At 69.7% G+C, this 26,864-nt stretch carries 19 protein-coding genes, 3 rRNA genes and 1 pseudogene; 18 read left to right on the forward strand and 5 right to left on the reverse strand.

Translation table 11 applies throughout. The annotated features are described in order from the left end of the window. Positions 1-65: 65 nt before the first annotated feature. The 10 genes from dapA (at position 66) to OG294_RS27265 (ending at position 14,222) form a co-directional block, all read left to right on the forward strand. The gene (gene dapA / locus OG294_RS27220) at positions 66-980 is read left to right on the forward strand and encodes a 4-hydroxy-tetrahydrodipicolinate synthase (RefSeq protein ID WP_327069171.1); all 915 of its coding nucleotides are present in this window, start codon (positions 66-68) and stop codon (positions 978-980) included. A gap of 204 nt (positions 981-1,184) precedes the next feature. Continuing rightward, positions 1,185-2,870, forward strand: coding sequence for a ribonuclease J (locus OG294_RS27225; RefSeq protein ID WP_327069172.1), 1,686 nt, complete (start codon positions 1,185-1,187; stop codon positions 2,868-2,870). Positions 2,871-3,431: 561 nt separating this feature from the next. Beyond that, positions 3,432-4,953 (forward strand): 16S ribosomal RNA (locus tag OG294_RS27230). A gap of 276 nt (positions 4,954-5,229) precedes the next feature. Beyond that, positions 5,230-8,350: ribosomal RNA gene (locus tag OG294_RS27235) — 23S ribosomal RNA — on the forward strand. A gap of 86 nt (positions 8,351-8,436) precedes the next feature. Continuing rightward, positions 8,437-8,553: ribosomal RNA gene (gene rrf / locus OG294_RS27240) — 5S ribosomal RNA — on the forward strand. The 16S, 23S and 5S rRNA genes sit together here, the layout of an rRNA operon. A gap of 240 nt (positions 8,554-8,793) precedes the next feature. After that, a complete protein-coding gene (locus tag OG294_RS27245) occupies positions 8,794-9,480 on the forward strand; it encodes an ABC transporter ATP-binding protein (protein ID WP_327069173.1) in 687 nt (228 codons plus the stop codon). Positions 9,481-9,664: 184 nt separating this feature from the next. Then, entirely contained in the window at positions 9,665-12,319 is a 2,655-nt protein-coding gene (locus OG294_RS27250; RefSeq protein WP_327069174.1) for a sensor histidine kinase KdpD, read from the forward strand. After that, positions 12,316-12,996: a response regulator gene (locus tag OG294_RS27255; protein ID WP_327069175.1), complete on the forward strand. Its 681-nt coding sequence runs from the start codon at positions 12,316-12,318 to the stop codon at positions 12,994-12,996. The genes OG294_RS27250 and OG294_RS27255 overlap by 4 nt, the downstream gene beginning before the upstream one ends. Before the next feature lie 54 nt (positions 12,997-13,050). Then, positions 13,051-13,458, forward strand: coding sequence for an OB-fold nucleic acid binding domain-containing protein (locus OG294_RS27260; RefSeq protein WP_327069176.1), 408 nt, complete (start codon positions 13,051-13,053; stop codon positions 13,456-13,458). Then, positions 13,455-14,222 (forward strand): DUF3159 domain-containing protein, encoded by a 768-nt coding sequence (locus OG294_RS27265; protein WP_327069177.1) that lies wholly within the window; start codon positions 13,455-13,457, stop codon positions 14,220-14,222. The genes OG294_RS27260 and OG294_RS27265 overlap by 4 nt, the downstream gene beginning before the upstream one ends. A gap of 75 nt (positions 14,223-14,297) precedes the next feature. On the opposite strand, the gene OG294_RS27270 is transcribed toward OG294_RS27265, so the two are convergent. Both OG294_RS27270 and OG294_RS27275 read right to left on the reverse strand, forming a co-directional pair. Next, the gene (locus tag OG294_RS27270; RefSeq protein WP_327069178.1) at positions 14,298-14,969 is read right to left on the reverse strand and encodes a potassium channel family protein; all 672 of its coding nucleotides are present in this window, start codon (positions 14,967-14,969) and stop codon (positions 14,298-14,300) included. Next, a complete protein-coding gene (locus OG294_RS27275) occupies positions 14,969-15,634 on the reverse strand; it encodes a potassium channel family protein (RefSeq protein WP_327069179.1) in 666 nt (221 codons plus the stop codon). Before OG294_RS27275 ends, OG294_RS27270 begins: the two co-directional genes overlap by 1 nt. Positions 15,635-15,874: 240 nt before the next feature. On the opposite strand from OG294_RS27275, the gene OG294_RS27280 reads away from it, so the two are divergent. Continuing rightward, positions 15,875-18,028, forward strand: a complete 2,154-nt coding sequence (locus OG294_RS27280) for an APC family permease (protein WP_327069180.1) — start codon at positions 15,875-15,877, stop codon at positions 18,026-18,028. A 416-nt stretch (positions 18,029-18,444) separates the two neighbouring features. Then, positions 18,445-19,776, forward strand: coding sequence for a class I SAM-dependent RNA methyltransferase (locus tag OG294_RS27285; protein ID WP_327071687.1), 1,332 nt, complete (start codon positions 18,445-18,447; stop codon positions 19,774-19,776). Between the two features lie 82 nt (positions 19,777-19,858). On the opposite strand, the gene OG294_RS27290 is transcribed toward OG294_RS27285, so the two are convergent. Further along, the gene (locus OG294_RS27290; protein WP_327069181.1) at positions 19,859-20,443 is read right to left on the reverse strand and encodes an HdeD family acid-resistance protein; all 585 of its coding nucleotides are present in this window, start codon (positions 20,441-20,443) and stop codon (positions 19,859-19,861) included. Between the two features lie 111 nt (positions 20,444-20,554). Between OG294_RS27290 and OG294_RS27295 the strand changes: the two genes are divergently transcribed. The 6 genes and pseudogenes from OG294_RS27295 to OG294_RS41195 form a co-directional block, all read left to right on the forward strand. Then, positions 20,555-20,800, forward strand: a complete 246-nt coding sequence (locus OG294_RS27295; protein ID WP_327069182.1) for a toxin-antitoxin system HicB family antitoxin — start codon at positions 20,555-20,557, stop codon at positions 20,798-20,800. After that, positions 20,797-21,222, forward strand: a complete 426-nt coding sequence (locus OG294_RS27300) for a fic family toxin-antitoxin system, toxin component (protein WP_327069183.1) — start codon at positions 20,797-20,799, stop codon at positions 21,220-21,222. The genes OG294_RS27295 and OG294_RS27300 overlap by 4 nt, the downstream gene beginning before the upstream one ends. 38 nt (positions 21,223-21,260) lie before the next feature. Then, positions 21,261-22,151 carry a putative RNA methyltransferase gene (locus OG294_RS27305; protein ID WP_327069184.1) on the forward strand — a complete coding sequence of 297 codons (891 nt, stop codon included), beginning with the start codon at positions 21,261-21,263 and terminating at the stop codon, positions 22,149-22,151. Between the two features lie 147 nt (positions 22,152-22,298). After that, positions 22,299-23,648, forward strand: coding sequence for an AAA family ATPase (locus OG294_RS27310; protein ID WP_327069185.1), 1,350 nt, complete (start codon positions 22,299-22,301; stop codon positions 23,646-23,648). Further along, entirely contained in the window at positions 23,645-24,007 is a 363-nt protein-coding gene (locus OG294_RS27315) for a nucleotide pyrophosphohydrolase (protein ID WP_442789225.1), read from the forward strand. The genes OG294_RS27310 and OG294_RS27315 overlap by 4 nt, the downstream gene beginning before the upstream one ends. A gap of 186 nt (positions 24,008-24,193) precedes the next feature. Further along, positions 24,194-24,628 (forward strand): annotated as a pseudogene (locus tag OG294_RS41195) (DUF6099 family protein); the annotation flags it as partial. Between the two features lie 419 nt (positions 24,629-25,047). Here the strand turns inward: OG294_RS41195 and OG294_RS27320 are convergent. Continuing rightward, the gene (locus OG294_RS27320) at positions 25,048-25,362 is read right to left on the reverse strand and encodes a hypothetical protein (protein WP_327069186.1); all 315 of its coding nucleotides are present in this window, start codon (positions 25,360-25,362) and stop codon (positions 25,048-25,050) included. 394 nt (positions 25,363-25,756) lie between these two features. Then, a complete protein-coding gene (gene dapD / locus OG294_RS27325) occupies positions 25,757-26,749 on the reverse strand; it encodes a 2,3,4,5-tetrahydropyridine-2,6-dicarboxylate N-succinyltransferase (RefSeq protein ID WP_327069187.1) in 993 nt (330 codons plus the stop codon). Between the last annotated feature and the right edge of the window lie 115 nt (positions 26,750-26,864).

Here is a 26,864-nt window from a genome sequence, read left to right on the forward strand (position 1 = left end):
TCCCGCTGTCCGAACATTGGACCGGAGTCACGGCCTCCTTATCGGCTACGAGTATTTTTGGACCCATGGCTCCGACCTCCACACCGACAGCTGCCCTCGCCACCGCGCCCTTCGGCCGGGTTCTGACCGCGATGGTGACCCCGTTCACCCCCGATGGTGAGCTCGACCTCGACGGCGCCCAGCGCCTGGCGACCCACCTGGTGGACTCCGGCAACGACGGCCTGGTGCTCAACGGCACCACCGGCGAGTCGCCGACCACCAGCGACGCCGAGAAGGCGGAGCTCGTGCGGGCCGTGGTGGCGGCGGTCGGCGACCGGGCCCAGGTGATCTCGGGCGTCGGCACCAATGACACGGCGCACAGCGTGGAGCTGGCCCGGCAGGCCGAGGCCGCCGGCGCCCACGGTCTGCTGGTGGTCACCCCGTACTACAGCAAGCCCCCGCAGGAGGGCCTGTACCGGCACAGCGTCGCGGTCGCCGATGCCACCGGGCTGCCGGTGATGCTCTACGACATCCCGGGGCGGAGCGGCGTCGCGCTGAGCCACGAGACGCTGGTCCGGCTCGGCGAGCACCCGCGGATCGTCGCCAACAAGGACGCCAAGGGCGACCTGGGCGCCGCGGCCTGGGCGATCGCCCGCTCCGGCCTCGCCTGGTACTCCGGTGACGACATGCTCAACCTGCCGCTGCTCTCCGTCGGCGCGGTCGGCGTGGTGAGCGTGGTCGGCCACGTGGTCTCCGAGCAGCTGCGCGCGATGATCGAGGCCCACACCGCGGGCCGGGTGGCCGAGGCCACCGCCATCCACCAGAGCCTGCTGCCGGTCTTCACCGGGATGTTCCGCACCCAGGGCCTGATCCTCTCCAAGGCGGCGCTGAACCTGCAGGGACACCCGGCCGGCCCGGTCCGGCTGCCGCTGGTCGACGCCACACCCGAGGAGATCGCGCAATTGAAGCAGGATCTCGCCGCAGGCGGGGTACACCTGTAGCAAAGAGACGTGCGCGCCCCCGGCTCGCCGGACCCCCGTTGCCGCACCCGGGGATCCGCCGCTGGACCGGAGCAGGCGCGAGGCGCAGCAAGCCAGCCGCTCGGTGACGGGCGGATCGACCTGACAGGTAGCTAGTACAAGCCGCGCGCCATATGTCGCAGGGAGACCCCCGGGCATGTGGCGCGCGGCGCGAAGGAGAGTCTTTTGAGCCACCCTCACCCTGACCTCGGCGCGCCCCCCGCGCTCGCGCCGAACGCGATCCGGATCACCCCGCTCGGCGGCCTCGGGGAGATCGGTCGCAACATGACCGTGCTGGAGCACGCCGGACGGCTGCTCATCATCGACTGCGGGGTGCTCTTCCCCGAGGACGAGCAGCCGGGCATCGACCTGATCCTCCCGGACTTCTCCTCGATCCGGGACCGCCTCGACAAGGTCGACGGCATCGTGCTGACCCACGGCCACGAGGACCACATCGGCGCGGTCCCGTACCTGCTCCGGGAGAACCCGGACATCCCGCTGATCGGCTCGAAGCTGACCCTGGCCCTGATCGAGGCCAAGCTCGCCGAGCACCGGATCCGGCCCTACGTGCTGGAGGTCGTCGAAGGCCAGCGCGAGCAGATCGGCCCCTTCGACTGCGAGTTCATCGCGGTCAACCACTCCATCCCGGACGCGCTCGCGGTCGCCGTCCGCACGCCCGCCGGGATGGTCGTCGCCACCGGTGACTTCAAGATGGACCAGCTCCCGCTGGACGGCCGCCTGACCGACCTGCCGGCCTTCGCCAAGCTGGCCGAGGAGGGCATGGACCTGCTGCTGGTGGACTCCACCAACGCCGAGGTCCCCGGCTTCATCCCGCACGAGCGCGACATCTCCGCCGCGCTGCGCAACGTCTTCGCCAATGCGGACAAGCGCATCATCGTCGCCTCCTTCGCCAGCCACGTGCACCGCATCCAGCAGGTGCTGGACGCCGCGCACGAGTACAAGCGGAAGGTCGCTTTCGTCGGCCGCTCGATGGTCCGCAACATGGGCATCGCCCGCGACCTCGGGTACCTGAAGGTCCCCGGCAACCTGATCGTGGACGTCAAGCAGCTCGACGACCTCCCGGACAAGGAGGTCGTGCTGGTCTGCACCGGTTCGCAGGGCGAGCCGATGGCCGCGCTGTCCCGGATGGCCAACCGCGACCACCAGATCCGGATCGTCGAGGGCGACACCGTGATCCTGGCCTCCTCGCTCATCCCGGGCAACGAGACCGCGATCTACCGGGTCATCAACGGCCTGACCCGCTGGGGCGCCAACGTCGTGCACAAGGGCAACGCCAAGGTGCACGTCTCCGGCCACGCCTCGGCCGGTGAGCTGCTCTACTTCTTCAACATCTGCCGCCCGAAGAACCTGATGCCGGTGCACGGCGAATGGCGCCACCTGCGCGCCTGCGCCGATCTCGGCATCAAGACCGGCGTGCCGAAGAACCGCACCGTGATCGCCGAGGACGGCGTGGTGGTCGACCTGGTCGACGGCGTCGCGAAGATCGTCGGCAAGGTGCAGGCCGGGTACGTGTACGTCGACGGGTCCTCGGTCGGCGACATCACCGAGTCCTCGCTGAAGGACCGCCGGATCCTCGGCGAGGAGGGCTTCATCTCGGTCTTCGTCGTGGTGGACTCCACCAGCGGGAAGATCGTCAGCGGCCCGACCATCCAGGCCCGCGGCTCCGGCATCGACGACAACGCCTTCGGCCCGGTCGTCCAGAAGCTGGAGGAGGCGCTGCGCAAGTCCGCCGACAACGGCGTGCTGGAGGTGCGCCAGGTGCAGCAGCTGGTGCGCCGCACCATCGGCAAGTGGGTGGCGGACAACTACCGCCGCCGGCCGATGATCCTGCCGGTCGTGGTCGAGGTCTGACCTCGCCTTCGATCGCGGGCATCACCCGCGCCTGACCGGCCCCGGGCAGCTCGGCTGCCCGGGGCCGGTTTGACTCCGGAGCCGCTGGTGCGTAATGTTCTCCGAGTTGCCCCGACCGCAGGAGCGGTTCGGAGGCGAAACCCCCGGACGAACAGCTTGGCGGTTTCGCACGTCCTTTTCGAAGGAAATAGCGAAACTGAAACTCTGGTAGAGTCGGGGACAGCGGAAAGCCGAAAGGCCGGAAGCGAAATGCGGAAAGTGAAGCGGAAAAGGCACTGAGCCGGATCTGATATGGAAACACGAAAGAACGAAGCGCCCGGAGGGGCCACGGAAGTGGCTGCGAAGGAAGCGTCCGTTCCTTGAGAACTCAACAGCGTGCCAAAAGTCAACGCCAGATATGTTGACATCCCCGGCCTCGATCGCTTGATCGGGGTTGGAGATTCCTTTTGAAGTAAAACACTAGCGAGGACGCAGTGCGCGAGGCCACCCTATTCCGGTGGTTGTCGTGCCGCTCGACGCGGGTGTTGCTCGTGCTTTTAATTAAGCACTGCCGAGCAGACATTCACGGAGAGTTTGATCCTGGCTCAGGACGAACGCTGGCGGCGTGCTTAACACATGCAAGTCGAACGGTGAAGCCCTTCGGGGTGGATCAGTGGCGAACGGGTGAGTAACACGTGGGCAATCTGCCCTGCACTCTGGGACAAGCCCTGGAAACGGGGTCTAATACCGGATACGACCTTCCTCTGCATGGGGGTTGGTGGAAAGCTCCGGCGGTGCAGGATGAGCCCGCGGCCTATCAGCTTGTTGGTGGGGTAATGGCCTACCAAGGCGACGACGGGTAGCCGGCCTGAGAGGGCGACCGGCCACACTGGGACTGAGACACGGCCCAGACTCCTACGGGAGGCAGCAGTGGGGAATATTGCACAATGGGCGAAAGCCTGATGCAGCGACGCCGCGTGAGGGATGACGGCCTTCGGGTTGTAAACCTCTTTCAGCAGGGAAGAAGCGCAAGTGACGGTACCTGCAGAAGAAGCACCGGCTAACTACGTGCCAGCAGCCGCGGTAATACGTAGGGTGCGAGCGTTGTCCGGAATTATTGGGCGTAAAGAGCTCGTAGGCGGCCTGTCGCGTCGGATGTGAAAGCCCGGGGCTTAACCCCGGGTCTGCATTCGATACGGGCAGGCTAGAGTGTGGTAGGGGAGATCGGAATTCCTGGTGTAGCGGTGAAATGCGCAGATATCAGGAGGAACACCGGTGGCGAAGGCGGATCTCTGGGCCATTACTGACGCTGAGGAGCGAAAGCGTGGGGAGCGAACAGGATTAGATACCCTGGTAGTCCACGCCGTAAACGTTGGGAACTAGGTGTTGGCGACATTCCACGTCGTCGGTGCCGCAGCTAACGCATTAAGTTCCCCGCCTGGGGAGTACGGCCGCAAGGCTAAAACTCAAAGGAATTGACGGGGGCCCGCACAAGCAGCGGAGCATGTGGCTTAATTCGACGCAACGCGAAGAACCTTACCAAGGCTTGACATATACCGGAAACGGCTAGAGATAGTCGCCCCCTTGTGGTCGGTATACAGGTGGTGCATGGTTGTCGTCAGCTCGTGTCGTGAGATGTTGGGTTAAGTCCCGCAACGAGCGCAACCCTTGTTCTGTGTTGCCAGCATGCCTTTCGGGGTGATGGGGACTCACAGGAGACTGCCGGGGTCAACTCGGAGGAAGGTGGGGACGACGTCAAATCATCATGCCCCTTATGTCTTGGGCTGCACACGTGCTACAATGGTCGGTACAAAGGGCTGCGATACCGTGAGGTGGAGCGAATCCCAAAAAGCCGGCCTCAGTTCGGATTGGGGTCTGCAACTCGACCCCATGAAGTTGGAGTTGCTAGTAATCGCAGATCAGCATGCTGCGGTGAATACGTTCCCGGGCCTTGTACACACCGCCCGTCACGTCACGAAAGTCGGTAACACCCGAAGCCGGTGGCCTAACCCTTGGGAGGGAGCCGTCGAAGGTGGGACCAGCGATTGGGACGAAGTCGTAACAAGGTAGCCGTACCGGAAGGTGCGGCTGGATCACCTCCTTTCTAAGGAGCACATGGCCGGATGCGAGCGAATGTCTCGCACGGTTGCTCATGGGTGGAACGTTGACTATTCGGCACACTGGGTGATGGTTCGTGAGTACTGCTTCGGCGTGGAAAGCGTTTCTTGAGTCTGGTGTGGCGGGCACGTTGTTGGGTCCTGAGGGAACGAGTAATCGTTGTCTCAGTGCCGGTCCCACGGACCGACCTGGTGTTTGCCGGGTTGTGTAGGTGGGTGTCTGGTCGTTGTTTGAGAACTGCACAGTGGACGCGAGCATCTGTGGCCAAGTTTTTAAGGGCGCACGGTGGATGCCTTGGCACTAGGAACCGATGAAGGACGTGGGAGGCCGCGATAGGCCCCGGGGAGCTGTCAACCGAGCTTTGATCCGGGGGTGTCCGAATGGGGAAACCCGGCAGTCGTCATGGGCTGTCACCCATACCTGAACACATAGGGTATGTGGAGGGAACGCGGGGAAGTGAAACATCTCAGTACCCGCAGGAAGAGAAAACAACCGTGATTCCGGGAGTAGTGGCGAGCGAAACCGGATGAGGCTAAACCGTTGTGGTGTGAGACCCGGCAGGGGTTGCCACTTCGGGGTCGTGGGAAAGTTCTTCGGTCGTCTGCCGGCGATCGGGTGAGTCAGAAACCGTATGGGTAGTCGAAGGACATGCGAAAGGTCCGGCGTAGAGGGTAAGACCCCCGTAGACGAAACTTGTACGGCTCACTTGAGCTTCTCCCAAGTAGCACGGAGCCCGAGAAATTCCGTGTGAATCTGGCGGGACCACCCGCTAAGCCTAAATATTCCCTAGTGACCGATAGCGGATAGTACCGTGAGGGAATGGTGAAAAGTACCGCGGGAGCGGAGTGAAATAGTACCTGAAACCGTGTGCCTACAAGCCGTGGGAGCGTCGTTCGTCAAGCTTGCTTGGCGGGCCGTGACTGCGTGCCTTTTGAAGAATGAGCCTGCGAGTTTGCGGTGTGTAGCGAGGTTAACCCGTGTGGGGTAGCCGTAGCGAAAGCGAGTCCGAATAGGGCGGTTGAGTTGCATGCCCAAGACCCGAAGCGGAGTGATCTAGCCATGGGCAGGTTGAAGCGCGGGTAAGACCGCGTGGAGGACCGAACCCACCAGGGTTGAAAACCTGGGGGATGACCTGTGGTTAGGGGTGAAAGGCCAATCAAACTCCGTGATAGCTGGTTCTCCCCGAAATGCATTTAGGTGCAGCGTCACGTGTTTCTTGCCGGAGGTAGAGCACTGGATAGGCGATGGGCCTTACCGGGTTACTGACCTTAGCCAAACTCCGAATGCCGGTAAGTGAGAGCGTGGCAGTGAGACTGTGGGGGATAAGCTCCATGGTCGAGAGGGAAACAGCCCAGAACACCGACTAAGGTCCCTAAGCGTGTGCTAAGTGGGAAAGGATGTGGAGTCGCAGAGACAACCAGGAGGTTGGCTTAGAAGCAGCCACCCTTGAAAGAGTGCGTAATAGCTCACTGGTCAAGTGATTCCGCGCCGACAATGTAGCGGGGCTCAAGCACACCACCGAAGTCGTGTCATTCACAGAATACGCCCAACGGCGCTGTGGATGGGTAGGGGAGCGTCGTGTGCCGGGTGAAGCGGCGGAGGAATCCAGTCGTGGACGGTATACGAGTGAGAATGCAGGCATGAGTAGCGATACAAGAGTGGGAAACTCTTGCGCCGATTGACCAAGGGTTCCTGGGTCAAGCTGATCTGCCCAGGGTAAGTCGGGACCTAAGGCGAGGCCGACAGGCGTAGTCGATGGACAACGGGTTGATATTCCCGTACCCGCTTTGAAGCGCCAACGCTGAACCTCTGAATGCTAAAGCCGTGAAGCCGGCCCGGAGTCTTCGGACAATGGGACGTGGTGGAGCCGCTGATCCAACAGGGTATTAGGTGAGCGATGGGGTGACGCAGGAAGGTAGTCCAGCCCGGGCGGTGGTTGTCCCGGGGTAAGGGTGTAGGCCGAGTGATAGGCAAATCCGTCACTCATTAAGGCTGAGACCTGATGCCGAGCCGATTGTGGTGAAGTGGATGATCCTATGCTGTCGAGAAAAGCCTCTAGCGAGTTTCATGGCGGCCCGTACCCCAAACCGACTCAGGTGGTCAGGTAGAGAATACCGAGGCGTTCGGGTGAACTATGGTTAAGGAACTCGGCAAAATGCCCCCGTAACTTCGGGAGAAGGGGGCCGGAACTGGTGGAGGCACTTGCTGCCCGAGCTGGGGCCGGCCGCAGAGACCAGCGAGAAGCGACTGTTTACTAAAAACACAGGTCCGTGCGAAGCCGTAAGGCGATGTATACGGACTGACGCCTGCCCGGTGCTGGAACGTTAAGGGGACCGGTTAGCTCTGATTCGTCGGGGCGAAGCTGAGAACTTAAGCGCCAGTAAACGGCGGTGGTAACTATAACCATCCTAAGGTAGCGAAATTCCTTGTCGGGTAAGTTCCGACCTGCACGAATGGCGTAACGACTTCTCGACTGTCTCAACCATAGGCCCGGTGAAATTGCATTACGAGTAAAGATGCTCGTTTCGCGCAGCAGGACGGAAAGACCCCGGGACCTTTACTATAGCTTGATATTGGTGTTCGGTTCGGCTTGTGTAGGATAGGTGGGAGACTTTGAAGCGGCAACGCCAGTTGTTGTGGAGTCGACGTTGAAATACCACTCTGGTCGTGCTGGATGTCTAACCTGGGTCCGTGATCCGGATCAGGGACAGTGTCTGGTGGGTAGTTTAACTGGGGCGGTTGCCTCCTAAAGAGTAACGGAGGCGCCCAAAGGTTCCCTCAGCCTGGTTGGCAATCAGGTGTTGAGTGTAAGTGCACAAGGGAGCTTGACTGTGAGACCGACGGGTCGAGCAGGTGCGAAAGCAGGGACTAGTGATCCGGCGGTGGCTTGTGGAAGCGCCGTCGCTCAACGGATAAAAGGTACCCCGGGGATAACAGGCTGATCTTCCCCAAGAGTCCATATCGACGGGATGGTTTGGCACCTCGATGTCGGCTCGTCGCATCCTGGGGCTGGAGTAGGTCCCAAGGGTTGGGCTGTTCGCCCATTAAAGCGGTACGCGAGCTGGGTTTAGAACGTCGTGAGACAGTTCGGTCCCTATCCGCTGTGCGCGTAGGAGTGTTGAGAAGGGCTGTCCCTAGTACGAGAGGACCGGGACGGACGAACCTCTGGTGTGCCAGTTGTCCTGCCAAGGGCATGGCTGGTTGGCTACGTTCGGGAGGGATAACCGCTGAAAGCATCTAAGCGGGAAGCCTGCTTCGAGATGAGCACTCCCACCTCCTTGAGAGGGTAAGGCTCCCAGTAGACGACTGGGTTGATAGGCCGGATGTGGAAGCCCTGTAAGGGGTGGAGCTGACCGGTACTAATAGGCCGAGGGCTTGTCCTCAGTTGCTCGCGTCCACTGTGTTGTTCTGAAACAACGACCCCCGCCAGGGAAAGATGGGCGGGTTGCGGTCGACAGTTTCATAGTGTTTCGGTGGTCATAGCGTGAGGGAAACGCCCGGTTACATTCCGAACCCGGAAGCTAAGCCTCACAGCGCCGATGGTACTGCAGGGGGGACCCTGTGGGAGAGTAGGACGCCGCCGAACAATCATTCAGAGAAAGCCCCGCCCCGGGAGACCGGGTGCGGGGCTTTCTCGCGTTCATGACCAATTCCGCCCGGCCGCGCTTGCCGCGTGAGGCCGCCCGCTGCCGCCCTGGGCGGCCCATAAGGGAAAACCTCGGCTCCGAACCCCCCGCGGATCACCTGTTCGGGGTTACCGTACTGATCCAGGTGACTGCCGGATGCCGGCGGAACGGGAGGGGACCGCACTGTGAGTCAGCAGCAGATGAGCACCACGCTCGTGCCCATGATCGAGGTCGAGGACGTCTGGCGCAGTTTCGGCAGTGGTGACACCGCCGTGCACGCGCTGCGCGGTGTCTCGTTCAGTGTTCGGCGCGGCGAGCTCACCGCGCTCCGTGGCCGCTCCGGCTCCGGCAAGACCACCCTGCTCAACCTGGTCGGCGGCCTGGACGGTCCGACCTCGGGCCGGATCACGCTGGACGGCGAGAACCTCGCCGAGCTGGACGAGCCCGGCCGCCTCGGGCTGCGACGCGACCGGATCGGCTTCGTCTTCCAGTCCTTCGGACTGATCCCGATCCTGACCGCGGCGGAGAACGTCGGGGTGCCGATGCGTCTGCGCAAGGTCCCGACGGCCCAGCGCGAGGAGCGGGTGGCCACGCTGCTCGCACTGGTGGGGCTGACCGACCACGCGGAGCAGCGGCCCACCGAGATGTCCGGCGGGCAGCAGCAGCGGGTGGCGATCGCCCGGGCGCTGGCGAACGAGCCGGCTCTGATCATCGCGGACGAGCCGACCGGTCAGCTCGACTCGGAGACCGGCCGCTCGGTGATGGAGCTGCTGCGCGCCGTGGTGCGCAGCGAGGGCGTGACGGTCCTGGTGGCGACCCACGACCCCCAGCTGATGGAGCTGGCCGACCGGGTGATCGAGCTGCGCGACGGCCACATCGTGGAGTGAACCCCGGGCGCGGGCCGGTCGTCGAACGCGTTGGCGAGAGCCCCCATAGGTCGTCAAGATGCCGCTAAATCTACCTTCCGACCAGCCTGATCGAAGGCGAGCGCCGCCTCACCCCGTAGTCTCGACTGCGCGAACAGGCGTCCGGGGGTGGTCCCGGGCGTGGGCACGATCAAGAATGGGACGCATGGCACGCGGAAGGCTGCGGATCTACCTCGGGGCGGCCCCCGGGGTGGGGAAGACGTACGCGATGCTCTGCGAGGCGCACCGGCGGCTGGCCCGCGGCACGGACGTGGTGGTCGGATTCGTCGAGCACCACAACCGGTCCAACACCGCGGAGCTGCTGAACGGCCTGGAGGCCGTGCAGCGGCGGGTGATGGAGCACCGGGGCGCCGAGTTCACCGAGCTCGACCTGGACGCGCTGCTGGCCCGCAAGCCGCAGGTGGCCCTGGTGGACGAGCTGGCTCATACCAACGTCCCGGGCAGCCGTAACGCCAAGCGCTGGCAGGACGTCGAGGAGCTGCTCGCAGCGGGCATCGACGTGATATCCACCGTCAACATCCAGCACCTGGAGTCGCTGGGTGACGTGGTCGAGGGCATCACGGGCGTGCGCCAGCGTGAGACGGTGCCCGACGAGGTGGTCCGCCGGGCCGACCAGATCGAGCTGGTCGACATGTCCCCGCAGGCGCTGCGCCGGCGGCTGGCCCACGGCAACGTCTACGCGCCGGAGAAGATCAACGCGGCGCTCTCCAACTACTTCCGCCCCGGCAACCTGACCGCGCTGCGCGAGCTGGCGTTGCTGTGGACCGCCGACCGGGTGGACGAGTACCTGCAGACCTACCGCGCCGAGCAGGGGATAGACAGCACCTGGCAGGCCCGCGAGCGGATCGTGGTCGGCCTGACCGGTGGCCCCGAGGGCGCCACGCTGATCCGCCGGGCCGCGCGGATCGCCGCCAAGGGCTCGGGCAGCGAGCTGCTCGCCGTGCATATCACGCGTTCCGACGGCCTGGCGACCGGCGGCTCCCCGCAGGCGCTGATCGAGCAGCGCGCGCTGGTGGAGAGCCTGGGCGGCAGCTTCCACACCGTGCTGGGCGACGACCCGGCGCACGCCATGCTGGACTTCGCCCGCGGGGTGAACGCGACCCAGATCGTGCTCGGCTCCAGCCGCCGCAAGGCCTGGCAGTACGTCTACGGTCCCGGTGTCGGCTCCACGGTGGCCCGCGACTCGGGCGACATCGACGTGCACATCGTCACCCACGAGCACGTGGCGCACGGTCGCGGCCGGCGGTTGCCGCTGCGCAAGGTGACCGACCTCGGCCGTCCCCGCGCCATCAGCGGCTGGCTGATCGGCGTGGCCGGTCCGCCGCTGCTGGCCGTGCTGCTGACCCAGGTGCGCGACACCGGGCTGCCCACCGACATGCTCCTCTTCTTCTCGGTGACGATCTCGGCGGCGCTGGTCGGCGGCCTCTTCCCGGCGATCGCCTCCGCGGTGGTCAGCTCCACCGCGCTCAACTACTACTTCACCCCGCCGACCCACACCCTGACCATCTCGGATCCGCAGAACATCCTGGCGGTGGGCATCTTCACGGCGGTGGGCATCGCGGTGGCCACGGTGGTGGACCTGGCCGCCCGGCGCACCCACGAGGCGGCGCGCAGCCAGGCCGAGGCCCAGACGCTCAGCGCGCTGGCCGGCACCGTGCTGCGGGCACCCACCGGTGAGGGCCTGAGCGCCCTGCTCGACCAGGTCAGGGAGACCTTCCAGCAGGACGCGGTGGCGCTGCTGGAGCGCCTGGACGAGCACGAGCCGTGGACCTGCACGGCCGCCAGCGGCTCCCAGCCGCCGAGCCGCCCGGAGGACGGGGACGCGGACGTGCCGCTGGGCGAGAACCTCGCGCTGGTGCTCTCCGGTCGCGTCCTGCCGGCCGCGGACCGTCGGCTGCTCGGCGCCTTCGCCGCCCAGGCCTCCGTCCTGCTGGAGCGCCGCCGGCTGGCCAAGGAGGCCGCCGCCGCCCGCCGCCAGGCCGAGGGCAACCGGATCCGCACCGCGCTGCTGGCCGCCGTCTCGCACGACCTGCGCACCCCGCTGGCCGGGATCAAGGCCAACGTCTCCTCGCTGCGGGCCGAGGACGTCCAGTGGGACGAGGCGGACGAGCGGGAACTGCTCGCGGGCATCGAGGCGGGTGCCGACCGGCTGGACCACCTGATCAACAACCTGCTGGACATGAGCCGGCTGCAGACCGGCACGGTCACCCCGCTGATCCAGGAGGTGGACCTGGACGAGGTGGTGCCCTTCGCGCTCGGCGGCGTCCCGCTGGAGTCGGTGCGCCTGGACGTGCCGGAGACCCTGCCGATGGTCCCGGCCGATGCCGGGCTGCTGGAACGGGCGCTGGCCAACCTGATCGAGAACGCCGTGAAGTACAGCCCGCCGGATGTGAAGGTGCTGGTCAAGGCCGATGTGCTGGAGCCCGCGCCGGCCGGCCTCGGGGCGGCCGGCGCGGCGGGAAGAGTCGAGCTTCGCGTGGTCGACCGGGGGCGCGGGGTCCCCGAGGAGGCCAAGGAGAAGATCTTCGCGCCCTTCCAGCGCTACGGCGACGCCCCGCGCGGCGCGGGCGTCGGGCTCGGCCTCGCCGTGGCCCGCGGCTTCGTCGAGGCGATGGGCGGCACCATCACGGCCGAGGACACCCCGGGCGGTGGACTGACCATGGTGGTCTCGCTGCCCGCCGTCGAACATCCGCCCGAGCCGGGGGACGGCTCCACCGGCTCCGACCAGGCGCCCGATCCGCCCGCCCAACCCCCGCTGACCACCTCTTCCCTGGCCCCCCGAAAGACGGAGCTCGCATGACCCGGGTCCTCGTCGTGGACGACGAACCGCAGATCGTCCGCGCCCTGGTGATCAACCTCAAGGCCCGCAAGTACGAGGTCGACGCGGCCCATGACGGTGCCAGCGCCCTCGAACTGGCCGCCGCCCGCCATCCCGACGTGGTGGTGCTCGACCTCGGCCTGCCCGACATGGACGGTGTCGAGGTGATCAAGGGTCTGCGCGGTTGGACCCGGGTGCCGATCATCGTCCTGTCGGCCCGGCACGCCTCCGACGAGAAGGTCGAGGCGCTGGACGCGGGGGCGGACGACTACGTCACCAAGCCGTTCGGCATGGACGAACTGCTGGCCCGGATGCGCGCGGCCGTGCGCCGGGCCGAGCCGGTGGCCGGTGAGGACGACTCCCTGGTGACGACGGAGGCGTTCACCGTCGACCTGGCGGCCAAGAAGGTCAACCGGGACGGCACCGACATCCGCCTCACGCCCACCGAGTGGCACCTGCTCGAGGTGCTGGTGCGCAACGCCGGCCGGCTGGTCAGCCAGACCCAGCTGCTGCAGGAGGTCTGGGGCCCGGCGTACCGCACCGAGACCAACTACCTGCGGGTCTACCTGGCCCAGCTGCGCCGCAAGCTGGAGGTGGATCCCTCGCACCCGCGCCACTTCATCACCGAGGCCGGCATGGGATACCGCTTCGAACCCTGAGGCGAACGTGTCACGGGGCCCCGGTGGCGGGGGTCCAGCCGGTAGCCTTTCATCATGAGTGGTAACAGCAGCGACCAGCCGCAGGGCCGCCTGCGCCGGATGTTCACCCGGCTCACCTCCAGTACGGAGGAGCTCCAGGCCGAGGAGCTGCGCCAGGACTCCGTGGTGTGCGGCTGCACGCCGATCGCCGACTGCGGCGACCGCGACGTGGTCACCGTGGCGGGCACCCTGCGCACCGTCACGCTCCGCCCGCGGGCCGGCGTGCCGGCGCTGGAGGCCGAGCTCTTCGACGGGACGGACGCGCTGGACGTGGTCTGGCTCGGGCGCCGCTCGATCAACGGGATAGAGCCGGGCCGCCGGCTCACCGCCAGCGGCCGGATCAGCCACGCACGCGGGCGCCGCGTGCTCTTCAACCCTCGCTACGAGCTGCGTCCGGTGGGACAGGGGAGCGATCACCAGTGACCAATCCGCCCGGCGGCGACCACGCCGCCCCGCACACACTGATCACTGAGAACCAGCAGTTCCCCCCGGGGGTCTCGCCCGACGAGGCGCTGACCGAGGAGGAGGCCCGCGAGCGGGCCGCCCAGGACGAGGCCGCCCGCAAGGAGGCCGCGGACTCGATCATCCAGGCCTTCGGCGGCGTCCGCGGCATGATCGACATGACCCTGCCGGGCCTGGCCTTCATCGTCACCTACAACCTGACCCACCAGGTCTCCACCGCCGCCTGGGGCGCGCTCGCGCTGAGCGGCGTCTTCGTGGTGATCCGGCTGCTGCGACGGGAGACCATCCAGCACGCCTTCAGCGGCGTCTTCGGGGTGGCCATCGGCGCGTACATCTCGATGAAGACCGGCAAGGCGGAGAACTTCTACCTGCCCGGGCTGCTGTGGAACGTCGGCTACGCCCTGGGCCTGGCGGTCTCCGCGCTGGTCCGCTGGCCGCTGATCGGCCTGACCCTGGGCCCGGTGACGGGCGAGATGTTCACCTGGCGGACCCAGAACCCCGGCCGGCTGGCCGCCTACACCAAGGCCACCTGGGCCTGGGCGGTGATCATGGGCATCAAGCCGGTGATCCTCTTCCCGCTCTACTTCACCGACAACATCAACCTGCTGGGCTGGCTCAAGGTGGCGCTCGGCATCCCGCCGATGCTGCTGGCGATGTACGTGACCTGGCGGATCCTGCTCACCGCGCCGCCGCCGATCAAGGCCGAGCAGCCCGAGGATTCCTGACCGCAGGACACGGACCGCACAGCGCGAGGGCCCGCCTCCCGATCGGGGGAGGCGGGCCCTCGCGTGCGTCCGTGCCTACTGCGCGCCGGAGCCCGCCGAGAGCAGCGCCTCCAGCTCCTCCTCGCGCTCCTGCGCGGCCACGAAGAGCAGCTCGTCCCCGGACTCCAGGGTGTCGTCGCGGGCCGGCACCAGCACCCGGCCCTCGCGGATGATCGTCACCAGCGCGGTGTCGGTCGGCCAGCTGACGTCCCCGACCCGGGTGCCGACCAGCTCGGTGTCCGGCGCCAGGGTCAGCTCGACGAGGTTGGCGTTGCCCTGGCTGAAGCGCATCAGCCGGACCAGGTCGCCGACGCTCACCGCCTCCTCGACCAGCGCGGACATCAGGCGCGGCGTGGAGACCGCCACGTCCACGCCCCAGGACTCGTTGAAGAGCCACTCGTTCTTCGGGTTGTTCACCCGCGCGACCACCCGGGGCACCCCGTACTCGGTCTTCGCCAGCAGCGAGACCACCAGGTTGACCTTGTCGTCGCCGGTGGCCGCGATCACCACGTGGCACTGCTGGAGCGCAGCCTCGTCCAGCGCGGTGATCTCGCAGGCGTCGGCCAGCAGCCACTCCGCCATCGGCACCCGCTCCACCGAGATGGAGTTGGGGTTCTTGTCCACGAGCAGCACCTCGTGGCCGTTCTCCAGCAGCTCGCCGGCGATCGACCGGCCGACCGCACCCGCTCCCGCAATCGCTACCCGCATCAGTGACCCTCCTCCGGACCCTTGGCGAACGCGGCCTCGACCGCCGCCTGATCCGCCCGGCGCAGCATCATGTGCACCAGGTCGCCTTCCTGCACCACCATCTGGGCGGTGGGCAGCACGCCCTCGCCGAGCCGGGTGATGTACGCCACCCGGGCGCCGGCCGCCTCCTCCAGCTCCGTGAACCGGTGACCGATCCAGGACGGGGCGAAGGCCACCTCGGCCAGCTGGACGGTGCCGCTCGGGTCCTGCCACAGCGGCTCGGCGCCGGTGGGCAGCAGCCGTCGCAGCATCTGGTCGGCCGTCCACCGCACGGTGGCCACGGTCGGGATGCCCAGGCGCTGGTAGACCTCGGCGCGGCGGGGGTCGTAGATCCGGGCCGCGACGTGCTCCACGCCGAAGTTCTCCCGGGCGACCCGGGCCGCGATGATGTTGGAGTTGTCGCCGCTGCTGACGGCGGCGAAGGCCCCGGCCTCCTCGATCCCGGCCTCGCGCAGGGTGTCCTGGTCGAAGCCGACACCGGTCACCCGGCGCCCGCGGAACCCGGCGCCCAGGCGGCGGAACGCGGTGGGGTCCTGGTCGACGACGGCCACCGAGTGGCCCTGCTTCTCCAGGGCTCTGGCAAGGGCGGAACCGACGCGCCCGCAACCCATGATGACGATGTGCACGGTGCTCTTACCTCACCCGGTCCGTTGGGGTCTTGACCTGCGCAAACACCGTTCATCATCCTTCCGTGCCCGGCGACCGGGGGCGAGTGGGGGCCGCACCCGTCGGGCGGGAGCGGCTCGGCAACCGGAGTGTTGCCCGTAAGTTCGTCATTCGACACGCTATCCGGTTCATCGGACTAGGTCGCGACGGGCGTGAGGTGCGCTACACCGGGGCGGCAAGAGCCCTTACGATTTCTTAACGTGCCCAGTCTGACCGAGGTCCCCAAACGCATCCTGATCGGCCGCGCACTGCGCAGCGACAAGCTCGGCGAGACGCTGTTGCCCAAGCGCATCGCGCTGCCGGTGTTCGCTTCGGACGCACTCTCCTCGGTCGCCTACGCCCCCGAGGAGATCCTGCTCACCCTCTCCCTGGCGGGCGTCTCGGCGATCCGCTTCTCCTGGCAGATCGGCCTGGTGGTGGCGATGGTGATGCTCGCCGTGGTCGCCTCCTACCGGCAGAACGTGCACGCCTACCCGAGCGGCGGCGGCGACTACGAGGTCGCCACCGTCAACCACGGCCAGAGCGCGGGGCTGGTGGTGGCGAGCGCACTGATGGTCGACTACGTGCTGACCGTGGCCGTCTCGACCACCTCGGGCGTGGCGAACGTGGTCTCCGCGGTACCCGCGCTGCGCGGCCATGAGCTGCTGCTCAGCGTCACCCTGGTGCTGTTGCTGATGGCGATGAACCTGCGCGGCGTGCGGGAGTCCGGCACCGCCTTCGCCATCCCCACCTACGCCTTCATGGCCGGCGTGCTCGGCATGGTGCTCTACGGGGTGGTGCGCCACCTGGTCTTCGGCGCCACGATGCACGCCGAGAGCGCCGGCTTCCAACTGCAGCCCACCGCGGGCAACGAGGCGGTGACCGGCTTCGCGCTGGTCTTCCTGCTGCTGCGCGCCTTCTCCTCGGGATGCGCCGCGCTCACCGGGGTCGAGGCGATCAGCAACGGCGTGCCGGCCTTCCGGGCACCCAAGAGCAAGAACGCCGCCACCACGCTGCTGCTGATGGCCACGGTCGCCGTCACCATGTTCATGGGGATCATCTACCTGGCCCATCTGACCGGCACCCAGATGGCCGAGGACCCGGCCCGGCAGCTGCTCGGCGCCCCCGCCGGCTACCACCAGAAGACGGCGCTGGCGCAGATCTCCGAGGCGGTCTTCGCCAACTTCACCCCGGGCTTCTATCTGATCGCCGCCGTCACCGGCCTGATCCTGGTGCTGGCCGCCAACACCGCCTTCAACGGCTTCCCGGTGCTCGGCTCGATCCTGGCCCAGGACCGCTACCTGCCGCGCCAGCTGCACACCCGCGGTGACCGGCTGGCCTTCTCCAACGGCATCATCCTGCTGGCCGCCGTCGCCATCGTCTTCATCGCCGCCTTCGGCGCCGACCCGAACCGGCTGATCCAGCTGTACATAGTCGGAGTCTTCGTCTCCTTCAACATGAGCCAGTCCGGCATGATCCGGCACTGGACCCGGCTGCTGCGCACCGAGACCGACCCCAGGGCCCGGCGCCGGATGCTCCGCTCGCGGGCGATCAACGCCTTCGGCCTGGTGATGACCGCGGCCGTGCTGCTGGTGGTGCTGGTCACCAAGATCGGCCACGCCTGGATCGCGATCGCCACCATGGCGGTGCTCTACGTGCTGATGAAGGCGATCCGCCGGCACTACGACCGGGTGGCCGAGGAGCTGACCCCCGGTCCGCGGGCCGAGGCCGCTGTGCTGCCGACCCGGATCCACGCCATCGTGCTGGTCTCCCGGCTGCACAACCCGGCCCTGCGGGCGCTGGCCTACGCCGGGCTGACCCAGCCCGACACGCTGGAGGCGGTCACCGTCGACGTCGACCCGGCCGACACCCGGGCGCTGCGCGAGGAGTGGCTGGCCCGCGAGGTGGACGTGCCGCTGCGGGTGCTGGAGTCGCCGTACCGGGACGTCACCGGTCCGGTGCTGGCGTACGTCAAGCACCTGCGCCAGGCCACCCCGGGCGCGGTGGTGAGCGTGCACATCCCCGAGTACGTGGTCGGGCACTGGTACGAGCACCTGCTGCACAACCAGAGCGCACTGCGGCTCAAGGGGCGGCTGCTCTTCCGGCCCGGGGTGATGGTGACCTCGGTGCCCTGGCAGCTGGAGTCCGCCGAGCGGCGCCGCGCGCCGCGCAGCTGGTCCGCCCCGGGGGACGTCCGGCGCGGCGAACCGCGGCGGCGCACGGTACCGTCGGGTTCCGTCGAGAACCCCGGTCCGGTCCAGGACCGCGGTGCCGACACCACCGCTTCACCCGTCGCGGTCGAGGGCCCCGGTTCGGTCGGGCTCCTCGACGCGGCCCAGAATTCCGCCGAGCCCAGCAAGGACACCACTTCGTGAGTCGCAACACCCCGCCCCGCTCCTCGGGCAAGTCTGGCAAGTCCGGCAAGGCCGGCAAGGCTGGGCAGGCCGGCAAGGTCGGCCAGGTCGCCCGGCCGCGCTGGGGGGCCAAGGCGGCACGCCCGGCCGCCACCGACCGTGAGGGCTACACGGCGCAGACCGCGCCGCTGGCCCCGGGCGAGCCGCCGCGTGAGCCGCGCGAGGGGCAGGCCGGCGGTCGGCCGAGCCCGGCGCCGGTCGGCCAGGTGCGGACCGGGGCGGTGAAGGCCTCGGGCGGCGGGGCGGCGAAGAAGGCCGCCGGTGCGTCGAAGCAGGGCGGCGCCAAGGAGCGCGGCGCGAAGGAGGGTGGCGCCAAGCAGGCGCGCGCCCCCCGCGCGCAGCGGCCGCCGCGTACCGCTCGGCCCGCCGCGCCGCGCGTGCCCAAGGGCCCGGGCGGCGACCCGCTGGTCGGCGAGCGCTACGAGGTCGAGATCGGCGCGGTCGCGCACGGCGGCGGCCACTGCGTGGCGCGGCACGAGGGCCGGGTGCTCTTCGTGCGGCACGCGCTGCCCGGCGAGCGGGCGATCGTCGAGGTCACCGAGGGCACCACCAAGTCGCGCTTCCTGCGCGCCGACGCCGTGGAGATCCTGCAGCCCGCCAAGGACCGGATCGAGGCGCCCTGCCCGTTCTCCGGCCCCGGCCGCTGCGGCGGCTGCGACTGGCAGCACGTCAGCCCGGGCGGCCAGCGCAAGCTCAAGGTCCAGGTGCTGACCGAGCAGCTGGCCAAGCTGGCCGGCCTCACCCCGGCCGAGGCCGGCTGGGACGGCAGTGTGGAGCCGGTGGGCGGCAAGCTGCAGGCCGGCGAGGTGCCGGCCTGGCGGACCCGGGTGCAGTACGCCGTGGACGGCGAGAGCGGCCAGGTCGGGCTGCGCAAGCACCGCTCGCACGAGGTCCAGCTGATCGACCGCTGCCTGATCGCCGCGCCCGGCGTGACCGAGCTGGGCATCGAGGCCCGGGACTGGACCGGTCTCGCCGCGGTGGAGGCGATCGCCGCCTCCGGCTCCTCGGACCGCCAGCTGATCCTGCGCCCGCTGCCGGGCGAGCAGCTGCCGCTGGTCGAGCTGGACAAGCCCGTCTCGATCACCCGGATCGACGAGCAGGAGCTGCTGCATCGGGTGCACGGGCGCAACTTCGTGCGCGAGCGGGCGGCCGGGCGGACCTGGCGGGTCACCAACGGCGGCTTCTGGCAGATCCACCCCGAGGCCCCGGACACCCTGGTCGACGCGGTGCTGACCGGCCTCGACCCGCAGTGGGGCGAGAACGCGCTCGACCTGTACTGCGGCGTCGGGCTCTTCGCCGGCGCGCTGGCCGACCGGGTCGGCGAGGACGGCGCGGTGCTCGGCATCGAGTCCTCGAAGCAGGCGGTGCAGGACGCCCGGCACAACCTGGCCGAGCTGGAGAACGTGCAGATCGAGTGCGACAAGGTGGAGACCCTGCTGCCGCGCACCGGGATCACCAGCACCGACCTGATCGTGCTCGACCCGCCGCGGGCCGGCGCCGGGCGCGAGACCGTGCAGCACCTGGTCGGCCTGGAGGCCCGCCGGATCGCGTACGTGGCCTGCGACCCGGCCGCCCTCGCGCGCGACCTGGCGTTCTTCGCCGAGGGCGGCTACCGGCCCGTCTCGCTGCGCGCGTTCGACCTGTTCCCGATGACGCACCACTTCGAGTGCGTGGCGATCCTGGAGCCCGTGGGCGGGGACCTGGCCTGAGCCGTTGACGGGGCCCGTCCGGCGGATTGCGCCGAACGGGCCCCGTCTGTTCGCCCGCCGCTCCGGCCGGGCCCGGGCCTGCTCAGCCGGCGGCGATCCGCTTGCCCAGGTGGCGCATCCGCAGCGCGGTGGCGATCTCCACCAGCCCGACCGCCAGCAGCCAGCAGCCGGCGACCACCGTCAGCACGGTGAACGACCGGATCGGCCAGCTGACCAGCACGATCCCGGCCAGCGCGTTGATCGCGCCCAGCAGGATCAGCCAGCCGCGGGCCGGCGTACTGGGGTCGGAGGCCGCCGCCATGATCTGGGTGATCCCGCGGAACAGCCAGCCGATGCCGATCCACAGGCCCAGCAGCAGGATCGACTCCAGCGTGCCGCGGAAGCAGAACAGGCCCAGCACGATCGACAGCGCGCCGCTGATGAAGGCCATCACCCGCAGGGCCGTCGCGGTGTGCGTACCGAAGGCGGCGGCAAGCTGAACCAACCCGCTGACCAGGAGGAACAGCCCGAAGAGCACGCCGACGACGACCAGCGTCGCGTGCGGCCAGGCCAGCACCAGCACACCGAGCACCGCCGCCGCGAGTCCCGCCAGCAGCAGCGCCTGCCAGGCGGCCCGTGCCAACTGCTGCAGCGGACCGGGGAGGATGTCGTTCGGGAAGAGAGTCATACCCTCCACCGTCCGAGCAGAACGGGCGGCTCGCGACTCGGGCCGGGGGCGCGCGAGTTGGCCCGGTCCGCGCCCTTGTCGAGCTAGCACAACAGCGCTAGCTTCGAGGGCATGGGTAAGAAGCAGCTCAACGTGCGGGTGGACGCCACCACCGCCGAGATGGCCCGGGAACGGGCGGAGCAGCAGGGGATCAGCATGAACCAGTACATCGAGCGACTCGTCCAGCAGGACATGGGCGAGACCGGACTGACGTTCGTGGACGCGGCGGCCCAGTTCATGAAGGAGTTCGAGAACGAGTTCCTCGCCGAGTTCGGCGAGCACGGTGCGGCGGGCGAGCGGCCTGGCGGCCGTCGTTGAGGCTGGAGGTCGACCTGTCCTGGCTGCTCATGACCGCTGAGCAGTACACCCCCGGGGACCCACAGGTGACCGACTACGGCTCGTTGCTGGCGGCCGTCGCGCGGCACCAGGCGGAGATCTTCGACATCGCCGTCTACCCCGAGCCGCAGGACCGCGCCGCCGCCCTGATGCACCAGCTGATCCGGGTCCCGGCCCTGGAGCGGACCAACGAACTGTTCGCCACCGCGGTCGCCTACGCCTACCTGGTGGCCAGCGGCTGCCACGTCGCCACCACCGCCCGGGAGGTGCGCAGCCTGGCCCGGGCGATCCGCGAGGGCCGGCTGGGCATCGACGGGGTGGCCGAGCGGCTGGGCGGCTGGGTGGTCGACGAGGCGGCCGGCGAAGGGGTGCCGGGGGAGGACGGCGACGACGACACGGAGTGACGCAGGAGCAGCCGGGGGCGGGGGTCTAAGGTAGGTCGGTGCTCCGGGACATCGAGCGGTACCTGACCTGCCCCCACTGTGCCCTCGGCCTCGCGTTCGACGAGGCCGGGCGCACCCTGCGCTGCGCGGGCGGCCACGCCTTCGACGTGGCCAAGCAGGGCTACGTCAGCCTGCTGCCCGGCGACGCGCACACCGGCACCGGGGACACCGCCGAGATGGTCGCCGCCCGGGCCGACTTCCTCGCCGCCGGGCACTACCGGCCGATCGCGCGGGCGCTGGCCGCCGCGGCCCTCAGCTCGTCCGTCGCCGGCTCGTCCGTCGCCGGGTCGGCTGCCGCCTCCGCCGACGGGCCGGAGCGCCTGGTGGTGGACCTGGGCGCGGGCACCGGGTACTACCTCGCCCAGGTGCTCGACGCGCTGCCCGGAGCCGCCGGCGCGGCGCTGGACATCTCCAAGTTCGCCCTGCGCCGTGCGGCCAAGGCGCACCCCGGGGCCGGCGCCGTGGTCTGCGACGCCTGGCGCCCGCTGCCGCTGGCCGACGGCTGCGCCGACCTGGTGCTCAACGTCTTCGCGCCCCGCAACGGTGCCGAGATCCACCGGGTGCTGCGCCCGGGTGGCAGCCTGCTGCTGGTCTCGCCCACCCCGCGCCACCTGCGGGAGCTGGTGGCGGCGCTGGGCCTGCTCTCGGTCGACGAGGAGAAGGACCGGCGGATCGACCAGAAGCTCAGCCCCTGGCTGGTCCCGGTGGCCGGCGAGGAGGTGGAGTTCGAGCTGCGGCTCGGGCACGCGGCGGCGGCGGCCGTGGTCGGCATGGGGCCCAACGCCTGGCACACCGATCCGCAGCGCCTGGCCGACGCGCTCGCGCGGCTGCCCGACCCGGTCCCGGTGACCGGTTCGGTCCGGGTCGCGCGGTACCGGCGGGCCGACTGATCCCGGGCCGCCAGGTGCGGCCGGGCGGACCGGGCGTCGGCGTCGTCGACTTCCGGGTCCAAGGGCACTCCCCGATGGGATGAATCGACGGGCGCAGGCACGTTTCTGCGTCCCGCGCTCCGACGTTCCGTCCGTAGGGTCGGCTCGGTGACCAGCGAAGTCGTTCAGCGCCGCACCGCCACCCCGCCCACCGAGCCCTCGGCCGCCGCGACCGCCGGAGCCAGGCCCCAGGCCCGCCCGACGCTGCGGCCCACCGTCGAGGAACTGCGCCTCACCTCCTTCAAGTCCTACCGCCGCGCCACCCTCCCGCTCGCCCCGCTCACCGTGCTGCACGGCCCCTCGGGCGTCGGCAAGTCGAATGCGCTGGACGCCCTCGCGGTGCTCTCCCGGCTGGCCCACGGCGAGGAGGTCCGGCCCTCGCTGGACGGGATCGGCGGTGCCGGCGGACCGCTCGCCGCCCCGATCCGCGGCGGGTTGCTCGGCTGCGTCCCGCACGGGCGCAATGCGATCATCCTCGGCTGCACCGTGCGCTCCTGCGCCGGCCCGATCCGCCTGGAACTGGTCATCCGGACCGACGTACGGGTCCGGGTGGCCCGCGAGTGGCTGGCCTGCGACGGGCGGACCCTGATGGAGACCGGCGAGCAGGACGTGGCCGGCGGCCGGGTCAACGTCAGCTGGCACAACGACAGCCGGCAGGGCGACATCCGGGCGCCGTTCCCCAGCGGCAGCCTGATCACCGCCCAGCTCCCGCTGCGGGTGGCCGGCTCCTCCGCGGGCGAGCGCAAGGTGCTGGCCGCGGCCGAGCAGATGCTCACCGCCCTGCGCGAGGTCTTCCCGGTGCACCCCGTCCCCGCGCTGATGCGCGGCTGGGCACGGCCCGATCCGCAGGCCCGGCTGCTGCCGAGCGCCGCCAACGTGTCGGCGGTGCTGGCCCGGCTGCAGGGCGAGTGCCCGCGCCGGTACGGCCGGCTGCTGAAGGCGGTGCAGGCTGCGGCTCCGCACCCGCTGCTCGGGCTGGACGTGGCGCGGCGCGGCACCCAGGTGCAGGAGCGGCTGCTCGCGGTCTTCGACGAGGGCGTGCTCGGGCGCACCGGCGCGGACCAGGCCTCGGACGGGATGCTGCGGGTGCTCGCCTTCGCGGCCGTGCTGCTCACCGGGGCCGACGTGCTGGACGTCGACCCGGCCATCGAGGTGCCGTGGGCCAGACGGCAGTTGGCGGTGCTCGCCGAGGACGTGGGCGCCGGTCTCGCGACCGAGCAGACGGCCTCCCTGCTGCGGCTGGCCCGGGAGATGTGCGACAAGGAGCATCTCCGGCTGCTGGCAGCGGTGCAGGACCCGGCGGCGGCCCAGTCGGTCGACGGGATCGAGCTGGTGGAGTGCCGGCGCGATCCGACCAGCGGGCACAGCGTGCTGCGGTCGCCGGCGCACCGGGTGCCGCCCCAGCCCGGGGGTGCCGCGGCGCCGGGGGCCGAGGATGCGGTAGACCTGGACCGGTGACCGCACCCGAAGATCCCCAGCCGCCGGCCGACGTGCCCACGCTCACCGAACTCACCGCACGCCTGGCGGAGTTCGCCGCCGCGCGCCGCTGGCAGCCGTTCCACACGCCGAAGAACCTGGCGGCGGCGCTCAGCGTGGAGGCGGGGGAGCTCCTGGAGATCTTCCAGTGGCTCACCCCCGAGCAGGCCGCCGCCGTGATGGACGACCCGAAGGACGCGCACCGGGTGCGGGACGAGGTGGCCGATGTGCTCGCCTACCTGCTGCAGTTCTGCGCGGCCGTCGGGGTGGACCCGCTGGCGGCGCTGGACGCCAAGATCGACCGCAACGAGCTGCGGTTCCCGGCGGCGCCGGACGAGTGAGCCCGGCCGATCGCGGCTCCCGTGATCCGATGATCGTGCCGCACGGTTGTCCACAGTCCCGGGGTTGTCCACAGTTCTGCGGTGGTCGGCTGCACGGGCCGGGTTTCGGACGCACCCTCGACTCCTGACGGGCCGTTCAGCGGAGCGGCCCGAGGCCCACACCGGAGCGAAGGGCAGGCCGCCGCCATGGACGCACTGCGCTTGATCAAGACCACCCGCCGCGCGCTCGCCGAGGCCCGCACGGTGCCGGGGGTGCTGTCCGAGGCCTGGCAGGGGGCGGCGCTCACCCAGGCGCTGGCGGAGCGGATCTGCGGTCATCCGGTCGGCGAGGTGGCCGACGTCGCCCGTCTGCTCGCCCGCGCCGGCCGGCATGCCGTCAGTCTGCTCGAAGCCGCGGCCGACCCTGTGGAGCCGGCGGGCCAGGCCGCGGCCAGCCGGGCCGACCGGCTCAGCCGGGTCGGTGAACTCGGGCCGCCGCTGGAGCAGTTGCGGCTGCTGCTGGTCGAGACGGCGGAGGCGTTGATCGCCATCGCCGGCTCCAGCGACTCGGTGGCGCAGGGGGCCTACTGGCTGGCGATCGACGGGCTCGACGCCAGCGCCGAGTGCCGCTCCCTGGTCATCGAACTGCTCCGGGTGCTGCGCCGACTCGCCCACGAGGACGGCCCGGTGGTCGACGGCGAGCCCGATGGTGATCGGCGCGCGGGCACCGGCCCACGAGCCGCTCCCTCGCCCGGCCCGGTCGGCCCGCCGTCGGGGCGGTCGCTGGGCAGGGTGCCGCGGCGGGTGCCGATGGGCGTGCCGATCGGTCGGCTCGAGGGGCCGCCGGGCGACGAGAGCGCGGCCGAGGAGGAGCCGCCCACTGGCGGAGCGCTCACGGGTGAGGCCGAGGCCGGACCGGGCGGTGACGATCCCGGTGGCGACGAACCGGCGTCGGGCGAGCCGGCGGCCGGTGATCGGGGCGGCGGCTCGGCCGACGACGAGCCCCGGCTGGTGATCACGCTGGCTCCGCCGCCGACTCGTCCGACGCCGCCCGCGGCGGGCTACCGGTCGCCGACCCGCAGGTCGCAAGGGGCCTCGGCCGAGCCCGGGCGGTCCGCGGCGAGGGCGCTGGAGGGCTCCAGAGCGGCCGCGAAGTCCGCGTTCTGCGCACCCAGGGCGGAGCCGAGGGCCGGGCCGGGTTCGGCTCCCTGGCCGGCGAGGTCGGCCAGATCGGCGTTGACCGAGGCGAGGAGTTCCTGCAGCTGGTCGAGCAGGCTCTTGGCCACCGGGGCCGGCGCGGTGGGCTGCGGTGCCGGTGATGGGGGTTCCCCCGGCCGAAGGCCGGGGGAGGGCGCCTCGTACCTGGGCTCGGACATGAGGGGACCCTCCAGCTCGGGAGTGCGATCTGATGCGTCGGGCGGCGGCCATGACGATGCGACCGGGCTCCGCGGGGGTGTGTCACCCCGTCAGTGCAACGACGGCTCGGCGCGGCCGGTCACCGCCGACCACCCGATGAGGTCCACCTCCGGCCCCGGCTCAGTCTCCCGAGTGATCCGGGCTTGCCCTGCCCCCTCGCCTGGGCTAGTGCCGGGGCCGCTCCTGACCGCCTCGGTCCCGCACGCTCGCCGCCCGACCCCGTCAACACGGCGGCCCCGGCCGTGCCGAGTGGCACGGCCGGGGCCGCAGGAGCTGTCGGTGGACCGGACCGCGGTGCGGTCGCGGTGGCGCGCTGGCACCGCGCCGACCTGCTCGACCTCGTCTGCTGGGAGGTCAGTTGTGCGCGTGGAGATCGGCGTTCAGGCCGCCCCACGAACCGGAGCGGGCGATCACCTCGACCGCGCCGGACTGCGAGTTGCGGCGGAACAGCAGGTTGTCCTGGCCGGAGAGCTCGACCGCCTTGGCGACCGTGCCGTCCGGCAGGGTGACCCGGGTGCCGGCGGTGACGTACAGGCCGGCCTCGACCACGCAGTCGTTGCCCAGCGAGATGCCGATGCCCGCGTTGGCGCCGAGCAGGCAGCGCTCGCCCACCGAGACGACCTGCTTGCCGCCGCCCGAGAGGGTGCCCATGATCGAGGCGCCACCGCCGATGTCGCTGTGGTCGCCGACCACGACGCCGGCGCTGATCCGGCCCTCGACCATCGAGGTGCCGAGGGTCCCGCCGTTGAAGTTCACGAAGCCCTCGTGCATCACCGTGGTGCCGGAGGCCAGGTGGGCGCCCAGGCGGACACGGTCGGCATGCGCGATCCGCACGCCGCTCGGCGCGACGTAGTCGGTCATCCGGGGGAACTTGTCGATCCCGTAGACGGCCAGCGCACCGCCCTCGGCGCGGACGGCGAGCCGGGCCCGCTCGACCGAGTCCACCGGCACCGGGCCGATGCTCGTCCAGGCCACGTTCGCCAGCAGCCCGAAGATGCCGTCCAGGCTCTGCCCGTGCGGCTGGACCAGACGGTGGCTCAGCAGGTGCAGACGAAGGTAGACGTCGTGCGTGTCCAGCGGCTTCTCGTCGAGCGAGCCGATCGTGGTGCGCACCGCGACGACCTCGACCCCGCGGCGGGCGTCGGTCCGCAGTGCGGCGCCGGCACCCGCGCCGAGCTCGGCCTCGGCCTGCTCGGCCGTCAGTCGTTCGGTACCCGACGGGCCGGGCTCGTCGGTCAGCGTGGGGGCGGGGAACCAGGTGTCCAGAACGGTGCCGTCGGCGGCGATGGTCGCCAGGCCGACCGCGGTGGCACCACGGAGGCGGGAGGAGGTCGTTTCAGCAGTCACACCGTGCACGGTAACCAATTCCGGCCAGCCCTGCCGAAACCGACCATGCAGCGGACGGGTGCGGCGGCTCGCGCGCGGCTGCGCGGGGCCTGCCGGCCGGCTCGGCACGGCCCGC

The organism is Kitasatospora sp. NBC_01302 (assembly GCF_035976515.1).
Classification (GTDB): domain Bacteria; phylum Actinomycetota; class Actinomycetes; order Streptomycetales; family Streptomycetaceae; genus Kitasatospora.